This window comes from Cellulophaga sp. BC115SP (assembly GCF_009905545.1).
In the GTDB taxonomy this organism is placed as follows: Bacteria; Bacteroidota; Bacteroidia; order Cytophagales; family Spirosomataceae; genus Flectobacillus; species Flectobacillus rivi.
Genome location: NZ_JAAALB010000025.1, coordinates 44403 through 63822 on the forward strand (window position 1 = coordinate 44403; position 19420 = coordinate 63822).

The window sequence follows — 19420 nt, forward strand, 5'->3', positions numbered from 1 at the left end:
GAAGACATAACTCAATAACCCAAAACAAGAAGCGTTAGTTTATCATCTAAATAGATTTTTGATAAACTAACGCTTTCTCTTAGATGTTATTCTTCGTAAGCCCAATCAATTTTGGTTTTCATGTCCTTAATAACAAGCCCGTTTGCCTTGAAATAAGTTCTGATTTGGTCTACTTTATCGTACTGTTTTGCCTCTTTATATTCTGCGTAAAGTGCCAGCATTCCTTTTGCAAAAGCATCAATATTCGCATTTGACTCTTCTTTTAAGCCTAATACGTCTTCGGTCAATGCTACAAATTTTTCCTTTAATTCGTTAAATACATCTTCGCCTAATTGTGCAGGTAATACTTGTCCCATATACAATTGATTGATTTTTTTCAACAAATTAAACAAACCTGCAATTGCTACAGCTGTGTTAAGGTCATCGTTGAGACCATCGTAACAGCCTTGGATACCTTTCTTGACTTCAGTAATTTGTTTTTCGTCTAAAGCAATGCTGTCATCGGCTTGATAGCTAAGGGTTTTGATAATTCTTAAGCCATTCATCAAGCGCTTATAGCCTTTTTGAGCTGCCTTAAGTGCATCGTTAGAAAAATCTAGAGTGCTTCTATATTGTGATTGCAACATAAAGAAACGCACCGTCATTGGTGAATATGCTTGGTCGAGCAATGGGTGCGAACCTGCAAATAATTCAGCTGGTAAAAATGAGTTTCCTAATGATTTAGACATTTTTTGACCATTGACCGTTAGCATATTCGAGTGCATCCAATATCTTACTGGGTCTACACCTGTACTACCTTTGGCTTGTGCTATTTCACATTCGTGATGTGGGAATTTTAAGTCCATACCACCACCATGAATATCGAAGGTATCACCCAAATATTTGGTACTCATGCAAGTACACTCCAAGTGCCAACCTGGGAATCCATCACCCCAAGGTGAAGGCCAGCGCATAATATGCTCAGGTGCGGCTTTTTTCCATAAAGCAAAATCAAGCGGATTACGTTTTTCGCCTACTCCATCCAAATCACGGGTCTCAACCAAAAGGTCTTCAATTACACGACCTGACAATTTGCCATATTCACCACCTTGTGCGTTGTATTTGGCAATATCAAAATACACAGAACCATTTGACTCGTAAGCCAAGCCTTTTTCGATTAAGGTCTTTGTTGTTTCGATTTGCTCAACAATATGCCCTGTTGCAGAAGGCTCGATGCTTGGAGGTAAGAGATTGAATTGGGTCAATACATTATGGAAATCGTTGGTATAACGTTGTACAATTTCCATTGGCTCTAGTTTTTCTAACTTCGCCATTTTACCAATTTTGTCCTCGCCTTCATCGCCATCGCCTACTAAGTGACCTACATCGGTAATGTTGCGAACATAACGAACTTTATAGCCAATATGTGTCAAATAACGATAAAGGGTATCAAAAGTCGCAAAGGTTCTAACATTACCAAGGTGTACATAATTGTAAACTGTGGGTCCACAAACGTACATTCCCACGTGAGGGGCGTTGATAGGTTGGAAAAGTTCTTTTTCTCTAGTGAGGGTATTATATATTTTTAATGATTGCATCTGATTGGTTGATTATCCTATTGTGCCATCTTGATGGTGGCATCATATTGAAATTAAAGGTTGTTTCTGGAAAAGCAATGTATCAGAGGCAACATCGAAAATAAGCACTAAGTTCGGTAGGATTAAAGTTCATAAGAGTATAACACATTGAAATTGATACACAAACTAATTACTTCGTTCGGCTAAATCAGCTTGATCTTTTACGAAGTACAAAAAGTCTTCCGTTTTTTCGATATATGACAAAATTTCATCTGCCATAAAATCTCCAGCAATATCCTTTTGCAGTACTTGATATTCTTGAACAAGCATTTTGATAAATTGCTGTATGCTATTGGGTACAGGTTCGCTTTTGATGATATATTCTTCGAAAAACGAGAAAGCGGAGTCTAACATCTTGATTACGATACCCCTTTCAGCAAGCAAGCCACGCATAAGCCATGTACACGCATAATAGCAATGATTGAGCGTGCCACGATAAAAATCGTTTTGATAAAGATATTTGGCACTTTCGATTTCGTCTTCTGCTCTGAGTATATAATTTTTCATCTTGAGCTTTCCGATAATATTTATGACACAAAACTAATAAAACTTCTTGGCTTTCGGTATGAAGTATTTTAACAGAAGGCCTTATAAAAATATAGCAATCTGTATGCTAGCTTGAACCTGTACCGAATCCGTCTAATCAAATAACGTAAAAAAGACTATCTTTGAAGGATTTTTTCGCCCAAAACTTTTAATCAACAACCAAACAGATGAGGATTTTAGAAGTTGCTAATGATAAAAAGCTTCAAAAAGAGTTTTTAGAGTTTCCGGTAAAATTATATGCCCAAGATGCTAACTGGATTCGTCCTCTTGACCAAGATATAGAAAATACCTTTAATCCTGCTAAAAATAAGCATTTTAACCACGGAGAGTGTATCCGTTGGATTTTACAAAGTGATAAAGGTGAAACCATAGGACGTGTAGCGGCTTTTATTAATCATGAAACCGCCAAAAATGAAGAGCAGCCTACGGGTGGAATGGGATTTTTTGAGTGTATCGAGAATCAAGAAGCGGCATTCTTGTTGTTTGATACTTGTAAAGAATGGCTTGCCAGCCGTGGGATGGAGGCAATGGACGGACCAATCAACTTTGGTGAACGTGACTCTTTTTGGGGCTTAATGATAAAAGGTTGGAATCATGAACCAACCTACAAAATGCCTTGGACTAAGCAATATTACATTCAGTATTTTGAAGATTATGGTTTCAAAGACTATTTTCAACAATATGTGTATTCGGCGGGTATTTTGACCTCAAAGACTACACAAAGCGTAATGGACAAAGCCTATCGTGTATTTGCTAATCCTGATATCACCTTTAAGCATATCAAGAAACGTGAATTGCCGAAGTTTGGCGAAGATTTCCGTATTATCTATAACGAAGCATGGGCAAAATTCCCAGGAGTAAAAGGCATGACCAAGGAGCAGGGACAAAGCCTAGTTGCTCAGATGAAGCCGATTATCGACGAGCAATTGATATGGTTTGCTTATGATGGAGACAGACCGATTGCCTTTTTTATTGTAATTCCAGATTTAAATCAAATTGTCAAACATTTAAATGGCAAATTTGGGATTTGGGAAAAAATCAAGTTTATGCTTCTACTTTGGAAAGGTGTTGTGACGCGTACTTGTGGTTTGATTTTTGGCGTAGTACCAGATTATCAAGGGAAAGGCGTGGAGTCTGCTATTGCTATGAAGCTTCGTTTGGAAGGGATAAAAGATCCTTTTTTCCAGTACGAAACCATTGATATGAACTGGGTAGGCGATTTCAATCCCAAAATGAATCGTTTTGTGTCTCAGTTGGGTACAACTCTCGACAAACAATATATTACTTATCGCTATTTGTTTGATAGAGAAAAACCATTCAAGCGTTGCCCACGTGTAGGTTAATCTCAAAATGATGGTTTCCTGTTTTGAGAACTCTCTGGTTTGCAGAGTATTTTGTATCTTTGCCAATTATTCAACTATAACAAAAACTAAATGAGTTTATTAGCTATTGGTTCGGTAGCGTTTGATGCTATCGAGACGCCTTTTGGAAAGACAGATAAAATTATTGGTGGCGCAGGAACATTCATTTCTTTGTCATCTTCATATTTCAAGACACCCGTAAACCTTGTAGCTGTAGTAGGAGAAGATTTTCCTCAAGAATATATCGAATTACTACAAAACAAAGGAATAGATACTACTGGTCTTCAAATCAAACAAGGAGAGAAGTCTTTCTTCTGGGCTGGTCGTTATCATAACAACATGAACTCTAGAGATACCTTGGTAACGGAGTTGAACGTGTTGGCTAATTTTGACCCAATCATTCCTGCAGAGTATCAAGACTGTGAGTATTTGATGTTGGGTAACTTGACGCCTGCGGTACAAAAAACAGTAATCGAACGTTTGGCAAACCGTCCGAAATTGATTGTCATGGATACCATGAACTTCTGGATGGATATTGCCATGGATGATTTGAAAGCTGTTCTTCAGATGATTGATGTATTGTGTATCAATGATGAAGAAGCTCGTCAGTTGTCTGGTGAATATTCTTTACGTGTTGCGGCTAAGAAAATTTTGGGCATGGGACCAAAAACCTTGATTATCAAAAAAGGTGAACATGGCGCATTGCTTTTCCAAGGAGATAAACTATTCTTCTGTCCTGCACTTCCATTAGAAGAAGTATTTGATCCAACTGGTGCAGGCGATACTTTTGTAGGTGGTTTTATCGGTTATCTTGCTAAAACAGATGATATTAGTTTCGAAAACATGAAGCGTGCAATCGTTTATGGTTCGGCTATGGCGTCATTCTGTGTAGAGAAATTCGGTACAGAGCGTTTGATTGACTTAACTTACGAAGAGCTTTTGTCACGCGTGCAAGAGTTCAAAGAGTTGGCTGGTTTCGAAGTGTAGAAATTATACCCCACTATATTATCAGTAAAAAAGCGGTCGGAAAATAATTTCCGACCGCTTTTTTGATGCTATCATGCTAGTATTAACATAATCACTCATACACTCAATTAAGATACCCCTCCTGAAATAAAGTTTTGTAAATGATTAATTGTATCTTTTTGATCTTCAATAATAAAGCGAACCAAATCTCCCATAGAAACCAATCCTACCACATGTTTTTCGGCAATTACAGGCAAATAACGAATATGTTTATCTGACATAATTTCCATACACCGCTCAATACTATCCTCAAACCTCACCGAAGCTGGATTGGCTTGCATGATTTCTGCTACCGTTGTGTCATGTGAGTTTTTACCCATAATGGCCACTTTTCGTGCATAGTCTCGTTCTGTAAGCAAACCTTTATATTCGCCATCTTGATATACGATGAGTGCACCAATATTTTTGGAAATCATAATTTCTAGAGCCTCAAAAACAGGTTTATGGGCCTCAATGGTGTTGACAGTATTTCCTTTGTGTAAGATGAGATGGGATACTTTTTTCATAATTGTCGGTTTTAAGAATTTGATTACTAATAAATTAACTATCTTCTTTCTTAAAACCAAATTATTCTTTCAAAAATCCATCTTTGTTTTTCAAAATAATAGAAACTACCTATCTTTATTTACCACCAACAGCTACTTCGATAAGCGAATCTGGGTCAAGATGCTTTTGAGCTGCTTCCAAAATATCTTCAGAGGTGATTTGTTGAATATGCTGAAAATATTGCTGATAAAAGTCAAGAGGTAATTGTTCTGACATAATCACTTTGTAACGATCTGCGATTTCAAAAGGCGTATTTAATGAACCTGCAAAGGCGCCAGACATATAATTACGAACCGTCGTAAGTTCTTCCTCCGAGACAAGTTCGGTACGAAGCACTTGAATTTCTTTTATGATTTCGTCGATGGTCAGTTGTGTAAATTCTTTTTTAACGTCAGTGCCAACAATAAAATATCCATTTTTGGAGAAAGGAACTACATTTGAGCCTATGCCGTAAGTTAACCCTTTTTCTTCACGAATATTCTTCATAAGTCTCGAACCGAAATATCCTCCTAGTACTTCATTTACGATTAACATATTGAAATAATCTGGATGCGAACGAGTGAAAAGTTGTTTTCCCAGACGAATAGAAGATTGTAAAGCATTCTCTTTTTCAATTAAAAAAGATGTTGCTTCAATTCCTCCATCGGTGTGCTCGTAGCTAGAAGTATGAGCGTTTCCAACAGGAATATTGCCCAGAATATTGTTTACTGCTTCTATTTCTTGCTCAGTAATTTTACCAGAAAGGAATATTCTGAAAGGCTGGTTTTGCCAGTGAGATTGATAATACTTGACTAAATTCTCTCTGGTAATATTCTCAATAATTTCTTGGCTTAAATTAGTACCGTAGGGATGAGTCTCACCAAAAATGCTATTTCGTATTTTTTGGTTTGCCACAAAAGACGTTTTCTCTTGATTAACCTGAATAGTTTGTTGTTGGATTTTTTTGATGGTATCTAATTCCTTTTGAGGAAAAATTGAATCCTGCAAAATTTCCTGAACCATAGGTAGTAATTGCCCTAAATGTTTGCTCAAACCATAAACCACAAAGCTAGCTCTATCAACACTGTGGGTAAACTCGGTAAATGCTCCATATTGATCAAAAAATTGATTAATACTTGCAGAGTTATGAGCAGAGGTGCCTTCATTGAGCATTTTAGCGGTAAAGAAAGAAATGCCCTTATTATCGTCAAACCAGTTGCCTGCATTAAAAATCAACTCTAATTTGATAATAGGCTGTTCTCCTACATTAATAATATGTAGTGGTAAGCCATTGCTCAAGGTGATATTTTTGACAGGAGGGATAAATACCTCTTGAATTGTTTGAAATGCAGGAGTAATAGAACGATCTAAAATATCTATAGCCATGTATATGAGAATGCTTTTGTATGAATAAAGTGAAAGCTGAAATTAGTCATTGAAGAGTATAAAAACAAAAAAGACATTTCCGAAGAAATGTCTTTTCTATTAATGTAGTATCTAAGAATCTTAGTTAGCTGATACTTTTGGCGCTGAATTTAGGTTTGCTTGTAAAGAAACTCTAAGTGTGTTTGCCAATGGGCTTCCACTTCCAGTAGGAATCAAATATGAAAAGTCTAAACTATATTTTTTCTCAATTTTGATACCAAAACCAACTGTTGCGTATTTACGATTACCTTTCCAACCATTTTCGTAGAAGTAACCTACACGTCCAGCAAACATATCGTTGTATAAATATTCTGTACCAAATGAAAGGTTAACTTCTTTTAACTCTTCACTGAAACCACCTGGCGCATCACCGAATGAACCTAAGATACCACCAATAGCAGTAGAAGGTTGAATCAATTTGCCATTTGAATCATATTTTGGAGTCGGTACCATCAATTTATTGATGTCCAATGTTAAAGTAAGTTTATTGCTAGCATCAATAGAGTTGATAGCAGCAAAACCAGCCTTTAGGTTAGTTGGAATGAAGTTAGATTCATTACCACCATAAGATACACGACCAGAGATATTTTGAATTGCTACCCCCCAGTTATAGTTCCAAGGCTTATCAGTTTTAGAGGTATGGAAAATACCAATATCAGCTGCTACAGAGTTTACAGGTTGAGCAGTAAATGTACCACCTGATGAATTAGTTACTGTTCCGTTGAACAATGTAGAGTTGATATACTTGATGTTAACCCCTAAGCCTAGTTTATCCGATAACTTACGAGAATAAGAACCTGTTAGGGCATATTCTTTTGAGTTGAAATTACCAAGGATAGAACCATTGTTATCAGTTTGTTGGAATACCCCCATATCAAAATAATGGAGAGATAGGCCGATTACATCACCACCTTTTAACTTTTTGTATCCGCTAACATTTAGGAGAGCCATGTCATTTACCAATTGGCGAAGCCATGGAGTGTATGATAAAGAAACACCAATATCTTTGTTAGAGAAAGGCATTTTACCTGGATTCCAAAAAATTGCATTAGCATCACCATCAGCGTTTGATGTTGCCACACCAGCGTCACCCATACCGGCAGCACGTGCATCTGGAGTTTGAATTAAAGAAGTAATTACCGGTGACGGTGCATTTCTAACTTGAGCTACAACACTTGCAGCAGACATTGTCAATCCAAGCATCAAAGACGCTCTTAGAGCGTTTGTAACTTTTCTAATCATTGTTTTTAAAGTTAAAGTTGTTCGGATGAGGCACGTTCCAAAAGTAATATATTTTTATGCTAAACAGAAGCTATGCCCTAAAATCCTTTACTTAAATTATTTAACGGATACCAATTTGCCGTTTGCTGAAGCCTGATATGATATTGTTCGTGACTTTACAAAAATACGATAAAAGTAAACATCTCTTACAATCATACCAGAATCTTCTGATAAATCCCAATAAATTTTATCATAGGGACTCGAAATGTCGTATGCTTGTTGAGAAATCTCTTTAACAAGTGTTCCTCTAGAATCAAATATTTGGAGAGTAATATCTACATCATCACCCTCTCTATTGTGCTCAAAACTGAAATATACCTTATCAATGAATGGGTTAGGAAAGGACTTGATATTTTTTAAGGAAGAGATGTTATCTTGGACAACCTTAAATCGCAACGAGTTTTCAGATGAATTATTGTATGTATCCCAAACTTTTATTGATAATTTATGATCACCTTCAGTAAGCCCCTTAAAATCATAGATAATATTGCCTTGTTGATAGTTATTAAGCGTACTTGAATAGTACTGATTTAGTATTATTTGAGTGGTATCATCAAGTGTCAATAGTATTTGATGACCTAAGCCGTCTGTTGCAATATTAATGCCACTTTCATCTTCTAAGTCTACCAATAACCGAGGATTAGGTGTTGTAATATACGTCTCTTTTTCAACTTTTTCATCTAAATATAAATGAATTTTTGGTCCTGTATTATCAACTTTTTGGATTTTGCCTGAACCTCCTATAATTGGTCTTTCAAAACCTATTGCATCTGTAAAGCCTGTACTGCTTTGAGCATACAACGAGAGTTTTCCTTCTCCATATTGGTAGTTAATATCTTTAGGAAGTACTACCGTTATCTCAAATCGCCCTTTGTTTACCGTAGCAGTGCCTTTGAACAAAATATTATTATAATCGAGATAAACAAACGGAGCATTGTTAGCCCCAAGAGTACTTACCTTTTGCGCTTTATCAAATAACGTAATTTGTACTGTTCCACTAAACTGTGTATCGATTAGTCCAGTATTTGCTCGAACTTTTCCCACAATACGAACCTGTTCCAATGCTTTTAGCGTATCTGAAAGCCCTCGACCTTGTACAAGCATACTATCGATGGTAATCTTTTGTTGCGGATACAATAACTGCATCGACGGGTCACCTAAAAGACTAAAGTTTCGATTTACGACTCCAACTACACTGGCATTCTTTGTATTTTTGACAATATCTCCTAGGCGTTGCGTTGCCTGTGTATTGCTAGGAAATACATTTTGATAGAATGCTTCGTTGATTAAATAATTTGTACTTTGATAAACGGGACGTGTTGTCGTTAATAGCGCAATTGCTCCACCTCGATTACTCAATAGTGCTAGTTCGGCTCCTGAAACCTGATTGGGATCATCATATCGACCAAACTGGCAGGTTGCGGTAAGCATTACAGGCAAATTTTTGAGGTTGCTTAATTTATCAATATCATTAATCGTTAAAATTTGCTCTTCAGTCCAACCTGTTTCGGCACCGTGTCCATTATAGTTTACTATCAAAGAACCGTTTTGGAGCGCTTGAAAAAGGGCGTCTTTAGCCTGTGGACTTCTTTGACCTTCTGCTAAGGATAATAAGGGGTAATTATCTAAATAAATCTTTTGACTTTGGTAGGAGGGATAAAGTTTCTCTACCAACTGAGAAAAATCTTCTGCGTCGCCTTGATGAAGGTTCCCATCGCCGTTATCTGCTACAAAAGTAATTTTTGAACGCCAATCTCCCAGCTTACTACTATTGTGATAGGAGGTGAGTTTGGACACTATATCATTTGCCTCAGCTTTAGTTTTAACAGGAAGGCGACCTACACCAATATCGAGCGTATGATTACCATTGGCATTTTCTTCCCAATCTCCTTCTTCAGCTTCCATAAATCCAAAGTAATCATCTGAAGCATAACTTAAGATAGGGTGCAACGATTCTCGACTTTGATAAGCTGGTATATAAATATTCTTGACTTCATCTCCAATGACCTGACTTCGTCTTTTGAAATCATAAGAGGCATCGCCTAACAAAAGTAAGTATTTTAGTTTTGTTGGATTTTGATCGTATAAGTATTTTACGAAATCACGAATGGCTGTAATGTCTTGCTTGCCAGAAGAAAATTCGTTGTAGATACTTTCTTTGGTCGCCACAACCACATCAAGTTTATCATGACTACGTCTGAAATTCGCCAAAGCTTCAGCACTACTTTGAATAGATACCCCACAGACAATTACCAAATCAGGTGTTTTGAGTCCATGCAAATTTTGATTATCTATTTTGCTATTAGAGGCGGGTTGCAGTGCGCTTGATTCTTTAAAGAGAATATATTCTTGCAAATCGCTTTGTGTTCCTGAAATCGTCCAACCTTCGCTATTTTGAGTCAATGTTTGATTAATAGGAACAGCCGAGTTGGTGATATTCCACACCGAAAGTGTATTGTCAGTGTCCGAAATTTGCCATTGAAAATCTTTATATTGAAGTTGCTCAAATGACCTAAATCGTAGAGATGTGGCATTGTTGAGCTTGATATTTCTTTTGAGTTGAATGCTCAAAAAATTTAAAAAGGCACCACCTGATGTAAGGGCTTTTCGATCAAAAGTCAATCCTACATTAATGACATCCGAAGTAACTAATCCACTATTGATGCTAAAGATATTTTTTGCGGCTTTGCCTTTATAATCATAGGTACTTGCAGTGATACCTTCCATATTTTGTGAACCCACGGCTTGATTGTTTACCGTAAGGTTGAAAGCTGTTGCACCATACGAAGTATTGAGTACCGACGACGTTAAGGATATCTGTGAATTACTGGCTATTCCTTGACCTACAAAACTAAATACTTGTTGATTATTGGCAATAAACTCCTCGCCATACCACTCTTGTCCCGAACCTGCAAATGGAGCTTGTGCCAAAATATTACGCTTATCTATTTCATGAAATTGATAGTCATCAAAAAGGCGAATCGTATTGGTAGATTTAACATCTGTAGCTGTTTTAATTCTTTGACCATTACTGCTTGATACTGTCAGAAAGTAATAGGTTGTATCAGAATAGATATTGATTTGATGAGAAATCTGCTTTTGAGCCTTATCAATAATCAGCTGCTGAGGAGCTTCTCCATAAAAAAGAATATAGTCGGTATCATCCCACTTACCGTCTTGTTCGCCTCTTACTAAAATAGCATTTTCAATTAAGTCGATAGGACGAGAAGCACTATTTTTTTGAGGTAACATTTTACCTCCATTACCATATAATTTAAGATTCTGTGGCGTTATTTGGCTTAAAGGCCATCCCGCTTTGCTTAAAATGTCTTTATCAATTTTATATATACCACTTTGTGTAATACCAATTTTTATCCAATTCCCTTCTGAAAGTACGCTTTTTTGAGCTATGCTTTCATAGGTATAAATCATAAAAACTATACAAATTAGTGCCTTCAACCAGTTTTTCATCTTTTTTACTATTAGCCTTCCTTTCTATCTATAACAATTTTACTAGCGCATTCGCTGCTACCACATAACGTTTTCCTGTTGTAGTTTCAGTACACAGAAAGCGTGTTCTTCTAAGCTCTCCTTTCACGAAGCTTCTACCATTGACAATAAAACTTTTGCCTACTTCAACCTGAGTCAAAGGAATATGTTCATCGAGAAGAATTGGGGCATCAAAAGCACGGAGCGCATTACTCAAAGGAATACATCCCTGCGTGCTTGCAGAAGGATTTTCTAAATAGGTAATCAATGGTAATAGAATACTGTCTGGAAAAACTTCTGAAGTAAGAATTGGGAGAAATAACTTTTTAAACATTGCTTTCCATTCTTTCCCATGAGGTTCTCTACGCCGTTTGTAATGCGTAAAGGTTACAAGGTGCGCCACTTCATGGATATAAGTAATGGTAAAAGCGTACGGATTTAGGTTTTGATTAACGGTTATTTGGTGACCACTTTCTCGACGAAAGGAATAATCACCTAATTTGGAATTGCGAGGACGAGTTATTTTGAAATTGAATTGATGTTTTTTCCAAAGTTGGAAACAGTAAGGTACAGCCTCAGTGGGAAAATACTGCTGAAAGGTGGCGTAATCGTTTTTCATGACTCTAATATACAGAAAAACAGAAGGACTATAAAAGCAAAAAGCCTCATTCTAAATGAGGCTTTTCTAAATTTCTTTCGAAATCGTTCAGGAATACTAGTGAGCAGCAGGAGCAGCAGCAGTATCAACAGCAGCTGAATCAGCAGCAGCAGTATCAACAGCAGCAGTAGTATCTACAGCTGTAGCAGCTGAATCAACAGCAGTAGTTTCAGCTTTCTTCTCTGAACAAGCAGCCAATGACATCATACCAGCTACTAATGCGAATGCGAACAATTTTTTCATTTCTTTTGTGGTGTTTAAGGTTTGAGCTACAAAGTTAAGTACAACTTATATTCCCTCCAAGTTATTGAGCAATATTTTTAATTAATTTTTAATAATTCCTGATAAATTCTTTATTTATTACCTGTTTTTATATGAAAAATTATATTATTCGGTGATAACCTTATAGGTAAAACATTAGAGAATTTTAATTTTTGCCTTTTAATACACTAATTATGACTTGTTTACATCTTGATTTTGTGATATTTTTAGGTTCTTTAATTTTTCAAGAACATTTCGATACAAATAGAGATGTAAGTATTGATACAAGATAAAATAAAAAAGGCCCTACTGTGAATTTATCAGTAGGGCCTTTTTTATGCTAATTATCGAATGAATGCCTTGAGTCTGTTATAAAAGCCAGTGCTTCTAAAAGTAAAGGTTTTGTGCATGATATAGTTAAAAATAAAACTAAATCCCATCCCCACTATTTGACACCCTAGCTCATTCGGATTAATGCTTTTTTGTAAAACTGGTAAAGTGAAAGTTCGCTCGCCTAGCATTTGATTGACGAATGACAGAGAAGCCACTGCAAAAAACCAGGTTACTCCCCATGAGCCAGCGGCTACCATCATAAATTTTACCATTTCACGACGTGTTTGATTTGAGTTTCTTGCGTCAAATGCAAACATCTTTGTTAGCGTGAATCCTACAAAAAAAGAGATAATATATCCATAGGAAACAGATGCACCATAAGTTAAATCAAACTGATTTCTTAAAATACTACCTGACACTAATTGAACTACAGCTCCTGTACCTGCTACGAGAAAGTAAGCAATGAAATCTTTCTTGTTTAGCAGTTTTGATTGTTTTTGTTTTGACACTTTTAGAAAATATTTTTAACAAGATCTGGAGCAATACCCAATAGGATTGTCAAGGCTGTTGTTATAATCAATGTTAGTTTATAAATCGGAGATAATTCAATTTTCTCTAAATCACCTTTCTTCAAATAAGCCGCAATGATAGGTTTGAAGTAATAGTAAATACCAACGGTAGACATCAAAATAGCAACTACAGCAATTGTTTTGAATAGACTCGATACGTTACTAAAGGCATCAGCGAAGATAAAAAACTTACCGAAAAATCCTGCTGTAAGTGGAATACCTGCTAATGACAACATTGATACTGTCAATACAAATGCCAAGAACGGATTATTTTTAGCAAGACCATTCAATGCTGTAAAGGTTTCATCTGGCTTCCCTGATTTTGATTGGGCTTCAGATACAACCATTAATACTGCAAAAGCAGAAATCGTCGCAATTGAATACGCCAATGAGTAAAATAGAATAGAAGAGTTGGTTGTTGGTGTTTTTGCCAAAACAGTAATCAATAAGTAACCAGCGTGAGAAATACTTGAGTATGCCAACATACGCTTGAAACTTTGTTGATAAACAGCTGTAATATTACCAATAAACAAAGTCAAACAAGTAATATACACTAATGGATTTCCCCACAAGCCATATACCGCTGGGAATGAAATTGAAAGTAAACGATAAGTAGCCGCTACGCCAGCCGTTTTTACGACTGTCGACATGAATGCTGTGAAGATACTTGGTGCACCATCGTAAACATCTGGAGTCCAAAAGTGGAAAGGTGCCGCTGAAATTTTGAATAGTAAGCCAACAAAAATCAAAATGATACCACCATAAAGAATAGGACCATAAGGATTCAACATGATGTCTTGTAATTTGGCTTGATTTACCATATTACCGATACCATTAATATCGAAAGAGCCTGTTGCGCCATAAACCAATGCAATACCAAATAACATGATACCTGTAGCAAACGAACCCATCAAGAAGTATTTCAGTGCAGCTTCGTTTGAGCGTAAATTACGTTTGTCAGAACCTGTCAATACATACATTGCTACCGAAAGAATTTCGATACCAACAAATAGCATAAACAAGCTTTGGAAAGTCACCATCATGATAGCACCTACTACCGAAAATAGTAAGATACCGTAATATTCGGCAGGGTGAGTGTGCTCTTCGTCATTGCCAAAGCCTCGTGAAATTGCAACAACTAATGCCGTTGCTACCAAAATTATAGAAGTAAAATTGATAGAAAGGTTATTAGTTTTGAGCATATTGTGGAACCAATAATACTCGTGATTCCAGTCGGCAAGGTTAAGCCCAAAGGCAATCAGAACGAATAGGAGTGTGGCAGGCAATAAGATTTTACGGTTGTTCAAAAAACCTAAAAACAAATTGGTAATACCAAAGAGTGATAAAGCTATAATTGCGTTCATATCTGCTATATCCTAAGTTTGACGGCAAAACCATCAAACTTGATTAAATTTCTTACTTATTTATGATTGATAACAATTGACTTACCGCAGGCTCAGAAGCTTTTAAGATAATATTAGGTGCAATACCTAATACAATCACCAATACAGCAATCGGCAATAAAGTAGCTCTTTCGGTTAAACCAAGGTCTTCAAAACCTTCAGTCAAAGACGTTGTAGTACCAAACATTGATTTTTGCACTAAGCGCAACATATATACCGCACCAAGGATAATCGTAAGTCCTGCAACTGCTCCCATCCAAGCATTGTATTCAAATACCCCTTTCAACAACAAGAACTCACCAACGAATCCATTTGTCAATGGTAGAGCTACTGAGCCTAACATAATGATGATAAAGAATATAGTCAATTGTGGAGTAGTTTGAGTAATACCTCCTAAGCTAGATAATTCACGAGATTTGGTACGTTGCTGGATAATTTCTACGACAAAGAACAAACCAACTACGTTAATACCGTGCGCAAGCATTTGAATCAACGAACCTTGAATACCATCCAAGTTACCAGAGAAAATACCTGCTGCCATTAAGCCAACGTGTGCAAATGAAGAATAGGCAATCAAACGTTTCATGTCTCTTTGCTGAATAGCGATAATCGAACCATATACAATTCCGATAATGGCCAAAACTACCGCAACTGTTCCCCAAGCTTTAACACCTAGTGGAGCAATTGGCAACAACAAACGAATCAAACCATAAGTACCCATTTTCAACATAATACCTGACAACAACATCGTTCCAGCTGTTGGTGCTTCAACGTATGTGTCTGGTTGCCATGTATGAAATGGAAATAGAGGCATCTTAATCGCAAAGGCAATAAAGAACGCCCAGAAGATAAAGCCTTGTTGCGAAGCGTCAAGTAACCTTGCAGTTTCGTACAATGCTGTAATTTCAGAACTATGTGTTGGAGTTTTGATATATAAATAAACCAAAGCCAACAACATGAACAATGACCCAAAAATAGTATAGACAAAAAACTTGAAAGTTACTTTAACTCTATTTTCACCACCCCAAATTGCAGCAATAAAGTAAATAGGGATAAGGGCTGCTTCGAAGAAGAAATAAAACAAGAACGCGTCTTTTGCAGTAAATACTCCCACTAAACCTGCTTGCATAAACAAGATGAGTGAATAGAAAGTAGATGCTTTTTCGTAATTGTTTTGAAAAGTTGATAGAATAATAAAAGGTACTACCAATGTTGTAAGGCTCACCAAAATAAGGCTGATGCCATCGATACCCACTGAGAATTTGATGCCTGCTGATGCGATCCAATTATACGATACGCCAAACTGGCTGGTAGCGTCTGGTACAAAAGCAAAAAACGTATAAGCTCCTAAGGCTAGCTCGACTAATGCGGCTACCAAAGCTATAACTTTCGCATTTTCTCCTTTCGTGCTAAGGGTCAACAACCCTGCGATAATGGGAAGAAGTATGAGTGTAAGTGTTAACATTATAAAAACGTTATCTGTTAATCATTCTATTTAGAAAAACTGTTCGGAAAACAGCCGAATACCTGAGGGGAAATATTAACCTAAAATGAAGATTCTTAAACCCCAGATCAACATCACGGCAATCGAAATTACCATCGCGAAGATATAATAACCCGTTGTACCATTTTGTAGCAAACGTGCTTCGCCAGAGATACCTTTTACCAATTTGCCAATTCCTTCAACAATTAAGTCGATAACTAAGAATTCAACAAATGAGTGTAATATATTCGAAAGCGCTGTGATTGGTTTTACAAATACTGTGTCATATAATTCGTCGATATAGTACTTGTTATAAACCACTTTTTGAAGACCCGTTTCGGTACCATCTGCCTCTGGAACAGCTTTTTTGCTCACATAAATTACATAAGCAACTGCCGCAGAAACTAGTGCTGCTATTACAGAAACAATCATCAACATTTTTTCTGTAGCTTCGTCTGGTGCATGAGCTGCTACATGACTTTGTGCAAACAAAGGCTCCATAAAAGTGGCAAGACTTGCATGTCCTCCAAAAATATGTGGTAAGTTGAAGAAACCACCTGCTGCCGAAAGTACTGCCAAAATCATTAATGGAGCAGTCATGGCAATTGGTGATTCATGCAAATGATGCTCTTGCTCGTGCGTTCCTCTGAATTCTCCGAAGAATGTCAAGAACAACAATCTGAACATATAGAATGATGTCATCATTGAACCTGCCAATGCCAATACCCACATCAATTTGTTGTGCTCGTAAACATGAGCCAAAATTTCATCTTTTGAGAAGAAACCTGCAAATGGAGGAATACCAGAAATCGCAATTGTAGCAATCAAGAAAGTAATGAAGGTAATTGGTAATTTTTTGCGCAAACCACCCATCGAACGAATATCTTGTTCATCAGACATAGCGTGGATTACCGAACCTGCACCCAAGAACAACAATGCCTTGAAGAATGCGTGAGTCATTACGTGGAAGAAAGATGAGCTATAAGCCATTACACCTAAGCCCATAAACATATATCCTAACTGCGAAACAGTTGAATAAGCCAATACTTTTTTGATGTCGTTTTGTAACAAACCGATTGATGCTGCCAACAATGCTGTTGCTGTACCAACCCATCCAATCACTTCAAGCGTTTCTGGAGAAAGGCTATACAATACATTAGAACGGATAATCATGTAGATACCCGCAGTTACCATCGTTGCTGCGTGGATCAAGGCTGATACTGGAGTTGGTCCCGCCATTGCGTCTGGCAACCAAGTGTACAATGGAATCTGCGCTGATTTACCCATTGCACCAACAAACAACAATAGCGTGATGTACATCAATGTTTTGTCTCCTGACTCATAACCACCTTCAGCTACTTTGCTAAATACGTCAGCGTATTCAACCGTACCAAAGTGTGTGATAATAAGGAATATACCTAACAAAAAGCCTAAGTCACCAATACGGTTCATAATAAAGGCTTTACGTGCAGCATTACCGTAGTTGGTGTTTTTGTTCCAGAAACCAATCAACAAATAAGAACACAAACCTACGCCTTCCCAACCGATAAACATTACCACGTAGTTTGAACCCAATACCAACAAGAGCATGAAGAACAAGAAAAGGTTTAAGAAAGCAAAAAACTTCCCAAAACCTTCATCGTGGTGCATATAACCAATTGAGTATATGTGAATCAAAGAACCAACTCCTGTGATAATCAACAACATCAACAAGGACAATTGGTCGATTTGAAATGACATCGAAATGTTTAAATCTCCGATGGTAATCCAGTCGAAGATATGCGCAACTTCTGGCTGTCCAGAAAAGTTGAGGAACAGACTAAGCGCACAGGCAAACGAAGCCAACGCTGCCGCCGAGCCAATTACACCAACTAATGATTTTGGAACACGACGGAATCCGAGTCCGTTGATCAAAAAACCGATTAGTGGAAAAAGGGGGATAAGTACTGCTAATGACATAATTTTTAGAGCTATAAGCAGTGAGCCTTGTCGTCAATAATCTATGACAAATACTCACACCTGATAATTACCACTTTAATTTATTCAAAATACCTACATCAATTGATTGAATATTGCGATAAATCATCACAATGATGGCCAAACCTACCGCTACTTCGGCAGCTGCCACAGCCATGATAAAGAATACAAATACTTGCCCAGTCGGGTCAGCTTTGTACGAAGAAAAGGCTGCTAAAAGAAGATTGGCTGCATTTAGCATCAATTCGACTGACATAAAGATGATGATTGCATTTCGGCGTGTTAATACTCCAATAATGCCGATACAAAATAAAGCCGTGCTGAACCAAACATAGTTGTTCAGAGGAATTTGTCGGATAACGTCAGGTATTTGTTGCATAAGTCTTTAAGTTTGATGAATAGATAAAGCCTATTTCTTTGGTTTTTTGTCAAACTAAGAAATAATAGATTCGTCTAAACATTCAACTTTAAATGGTTAACCTCGAAGTGCGAGGCTCATTTATAGTTCTTACAGTTTTCGGAAAATTCGGGGCAAAAATAAGGAATATGTTTGAAAAGTCGCTAAAATATGAACCAAATACAAGCGGTTTTTCATTATAATTATTTTCCCTATTAACGATTATTGAAAGCTCGTAACTTTATCTCGGTAAGTTTTCGCTTAGTATCCAATGGAAAATCACCTTTCATCATCCAATCATAATACGAAGGTTCGTCCTTAAGTACTTGTACTACAGGCTTTCCAGCGTGTTTTCCAAAGTTGATTACTTCTACGCCTTCACGGTTGAACACAATTCTTTGCGCAAAATCTACCAGTTTGGCAGAAGTTAACTCATGAAGCGCATCCATGTCGTTTTTGACTGGGACAAAATCTTCTCCTTTTTCATTTTTGATTACTACTCCTTCATATCGTTTAACCTGAGCATTCAAAATTTCTAAAGTTGCAATTGTATCAGCTTCGGCTGAGTGAGCATCAATGAGCTCTTTACTACAATAAAACTTGTAAGCTGCCGAAAGGTTTCGAGGTTCCATCATGTGGAAAATTCTTTGAGCATCAATAAGACGACGGTTTTTGACATCGAATTCTACATCATTGCGCAAAAATTCTTCAACCAACATCGGCACATCAAAGCGATTTGAGTTGAAACCTGCTAAGTCACAACCCTCCAAGAATTGAGCCATAGATTTGGCAATTTGTTTGAACGATGGCTCATTAGCTACATCGTCGTCATAAATACCGTGTACCATCGATGACTCCACTGGAATAGGCATTCCTGGATTGACACGACGGGTTTTGACCGTTACTGTCCCATCGATATTGGCTTTTGCAATACTGATTTCGACGATACGGTCTTTGATAACATTCACGCCTGTTGTTTCTAAATCGAAAAAGGCGAGTGGCTTGCGAAGGTTTAATTGATGTGTAAGCATAAGGCTAGCCCTCAGGTGAGATGAGGCGTTGCAAAGTTA

General features: G+C 37.1%; 16 protein-coding genes. 2 read left to right on the plus strand and 14 right to left on the minus strand.

The window, feature by feature from the left end:
• Positions 1-86: 86 nt before the first annotated feature.
• Together cysS and GVN22_RS17380 are read right to left on the minus strand one after the other, a co-directional pair.
• Positions 87-1577 (minus strand): cysteine--tRNA ligase, encoded by a 1491-nt coding sequence (cysS, locus tag GVN22_RS17375; RefSeq protein WP_166552284.1) that lies wholly within the window; start codon positions 1575-1577, stop codon positions 87-89.
• 165 nt (positions 1578-1742) lie between these two features.
• Entirely contained in the window at positions 1743-2123 is a 381-nt protein-coding gene (locus GVN22_RS17380; RefSeq protein ID WP_166552285.1) for a HEPN domain-containing protein, read from the minus strand.
• Between the two features lie 206 nt (positions 2124-2329).
• Between GVN22_RS17380 and GVN22_RS17385 the strand changes: the two genes are divergently transcribed.
• Positions 2330-3505 carry a hypothetical protein gene (locus GVN22_RS17385; protein WP_166552286.1) on the plus strand — a complete coding sequence of 392 codons (1176 nt, stop codon included), beginning with the start codon at positions 2330-2332 and terminating at the stop codon, positions 3503-3505.
• 90 nt (positions 3506-3595) lie between these two features.
• Positions 3596-4510: a PfkB family carbohydrate kinase gene (locus GVN22_RS17390; RefSeq protein ID WP_166552287.1), complete on the plus strand. Its 915-nt coding sequence runs from the start codon at positions 3596-3598 to the stop codon at positions 4508-4510.
• A gap of 107 nt (positions 4511-4617) precedes the next feature.
• Here GVN22_RS17390 and GVN22_RS17395 read toward each other — a convergent pair whose 3' ends face one another.
• The 12 genes from GVN22_RS17395 to GVN22_RS17450 all read right to left on the minus strand — a co-directional run bounded on the left by GVN22_RS17395 (position 4618) and on the right by GVN22_RS17450 (position 19381).
• A complete protein-coding gene (locus tag GVN22_RS17395) occupies positions 4618-5055 on the minus strand; it encodes a CBS domain-containing protein (protein ID WP_166552288.1) in 438 nt (145 codons plus the stop codon).
• A gap of 115 nt (positions 5056-5170) precedes the next feature.
• Positions 5171-6460 carry a pitrilysin family protein gene (locus GVN22_RS17400; RefSeq protein ID WP_166552289.1) on the minus strand — a complete coding sequence of 430 codons (1290 nt, stop codon included), beginning with the start codon at positions 6458-6460 and terminating at the stop codon, positions 5171-5173.
• Positions 6461-6580: 120 nt separating this feature from the next.
• On the minus strand, positions 6581-7741 hold the full coding sequence (gene porV, locus GVN22_RS17405) for a type IX secretion system outer membrane channel protein PorV (protein WP_166552290.1): 1161 nt from the start codon (positions 7739-7741) through the stop codon (positions 6581-6583).
• Positions 7742-7837: 96 nt separating this feature from the next.
• Complete coding sequence (gene porU, locus GVN22_RS17410) at positions 7838-11251, minus strand: type IX secretion system sortase PorU (RefSeq protein ID WP_166552291.1); 3414 nt, start codon at positions 11249-11251, stop codon at positions 7838-7840.
• Positions 11252-11279: 28 nt separating this feature from the next.
• Positions 11280-11888 carry a SprT-like domain-containing protein gene (locus GVN22_RS17415; RefSeq protein WP_166552292.1) on the minus strand — a complete coding sequence of 203 codons (609 nt, stop codon included), beginning with the start codon at positions 11886-11888 and terminating at the stop codon, positions 11280-11282.
• A 96-nt stretch (positions 11889-11984) separates the two neighbouring features.
• On the minus strand, positions 11985-12170 hold the full coding sequence (locus GVN22_RS17420; RefSeq protein ID WP_166552293.1) for a hypothetical protein: 186 nt from the start codon (positions 12168-12170) through the stop codon (positions 11985-11987).
• A gap of 362 nt (positions 12171-12532) precedes the next feature.
• Positions 12533-13030 carry a GtrA family protein gene (locus tag GVN22_RS17425; protein WP_166552294.1) on the minus strand — a complete coding sequence of 166 codons (498 nt, stop codon included), beginning with the start codon at positions 13028-13030 and terminating at the stop codon, positions 12533-12535.
• A gap of 2 nt (positions 13031-13032) precedes the next feature.
• Complete coding sequence (locus tag GVN22_RS17430; protein ID WP_166552295.1) at positions 13033-14454, minus strand: NADH-quinone oxidoreductase subunit N; 1422 nt, start codon at positions 14452-14454, stop codon at positions 13033-13035.
• A 52-nt stretch (positions 14455-14506) separates the two neighbouring features.
• Positions 14507-15958 (minus strand): NuoM family protein, encoded by a 1452-nt coding sequence (locus GVN22_RS17435; RefSeq protein WP_166552296.1) that lies wholly within the window; start codon positions 15956-15958, stop codon positions 14507-14509.
• A gap of 75 nt (positions 15959-16033) precedes the next feature.
• The gene (nuoL, locus tag GVN22_RS17440; RefSeq protein ID WP_166552297.1) at positions 16034-17935 is read right to left on the minus strand and encodes an NADH-quinone oxidoreductase subunit L; all 1902 of its coding nucleotides are present in this window, start codon (positions 17933-17935) and stop codon (positions 16034-16036) included.
• 67 nt (positions 17936-18002) lie between these two features.
• Complete coding sequence (gene nuoK / locus GVN22_RS17445) at positions 18003-18323, minus strand: NADH-quinone oxidoreductase subunit NuoK (protein ID WP_370520431.1); 321 nt, start codon at positions 18321-18323, stop codon at positions 18003-18005.
• 242 nt (positions 18324-18565) lie between these two features.
• Positions 18566-19381: a 3'-5' exonuclease gene (locus GVN22_RS17450; RefSeq protein ID WP_095160130.1), complete on the minus strand. Its 816-nt coding sequence runs from the start codon at positions 19379-19381 to the stop codon at positions 18566-18568.
• Positions 19382-19420: the final 39 nt, after the last annotated feature.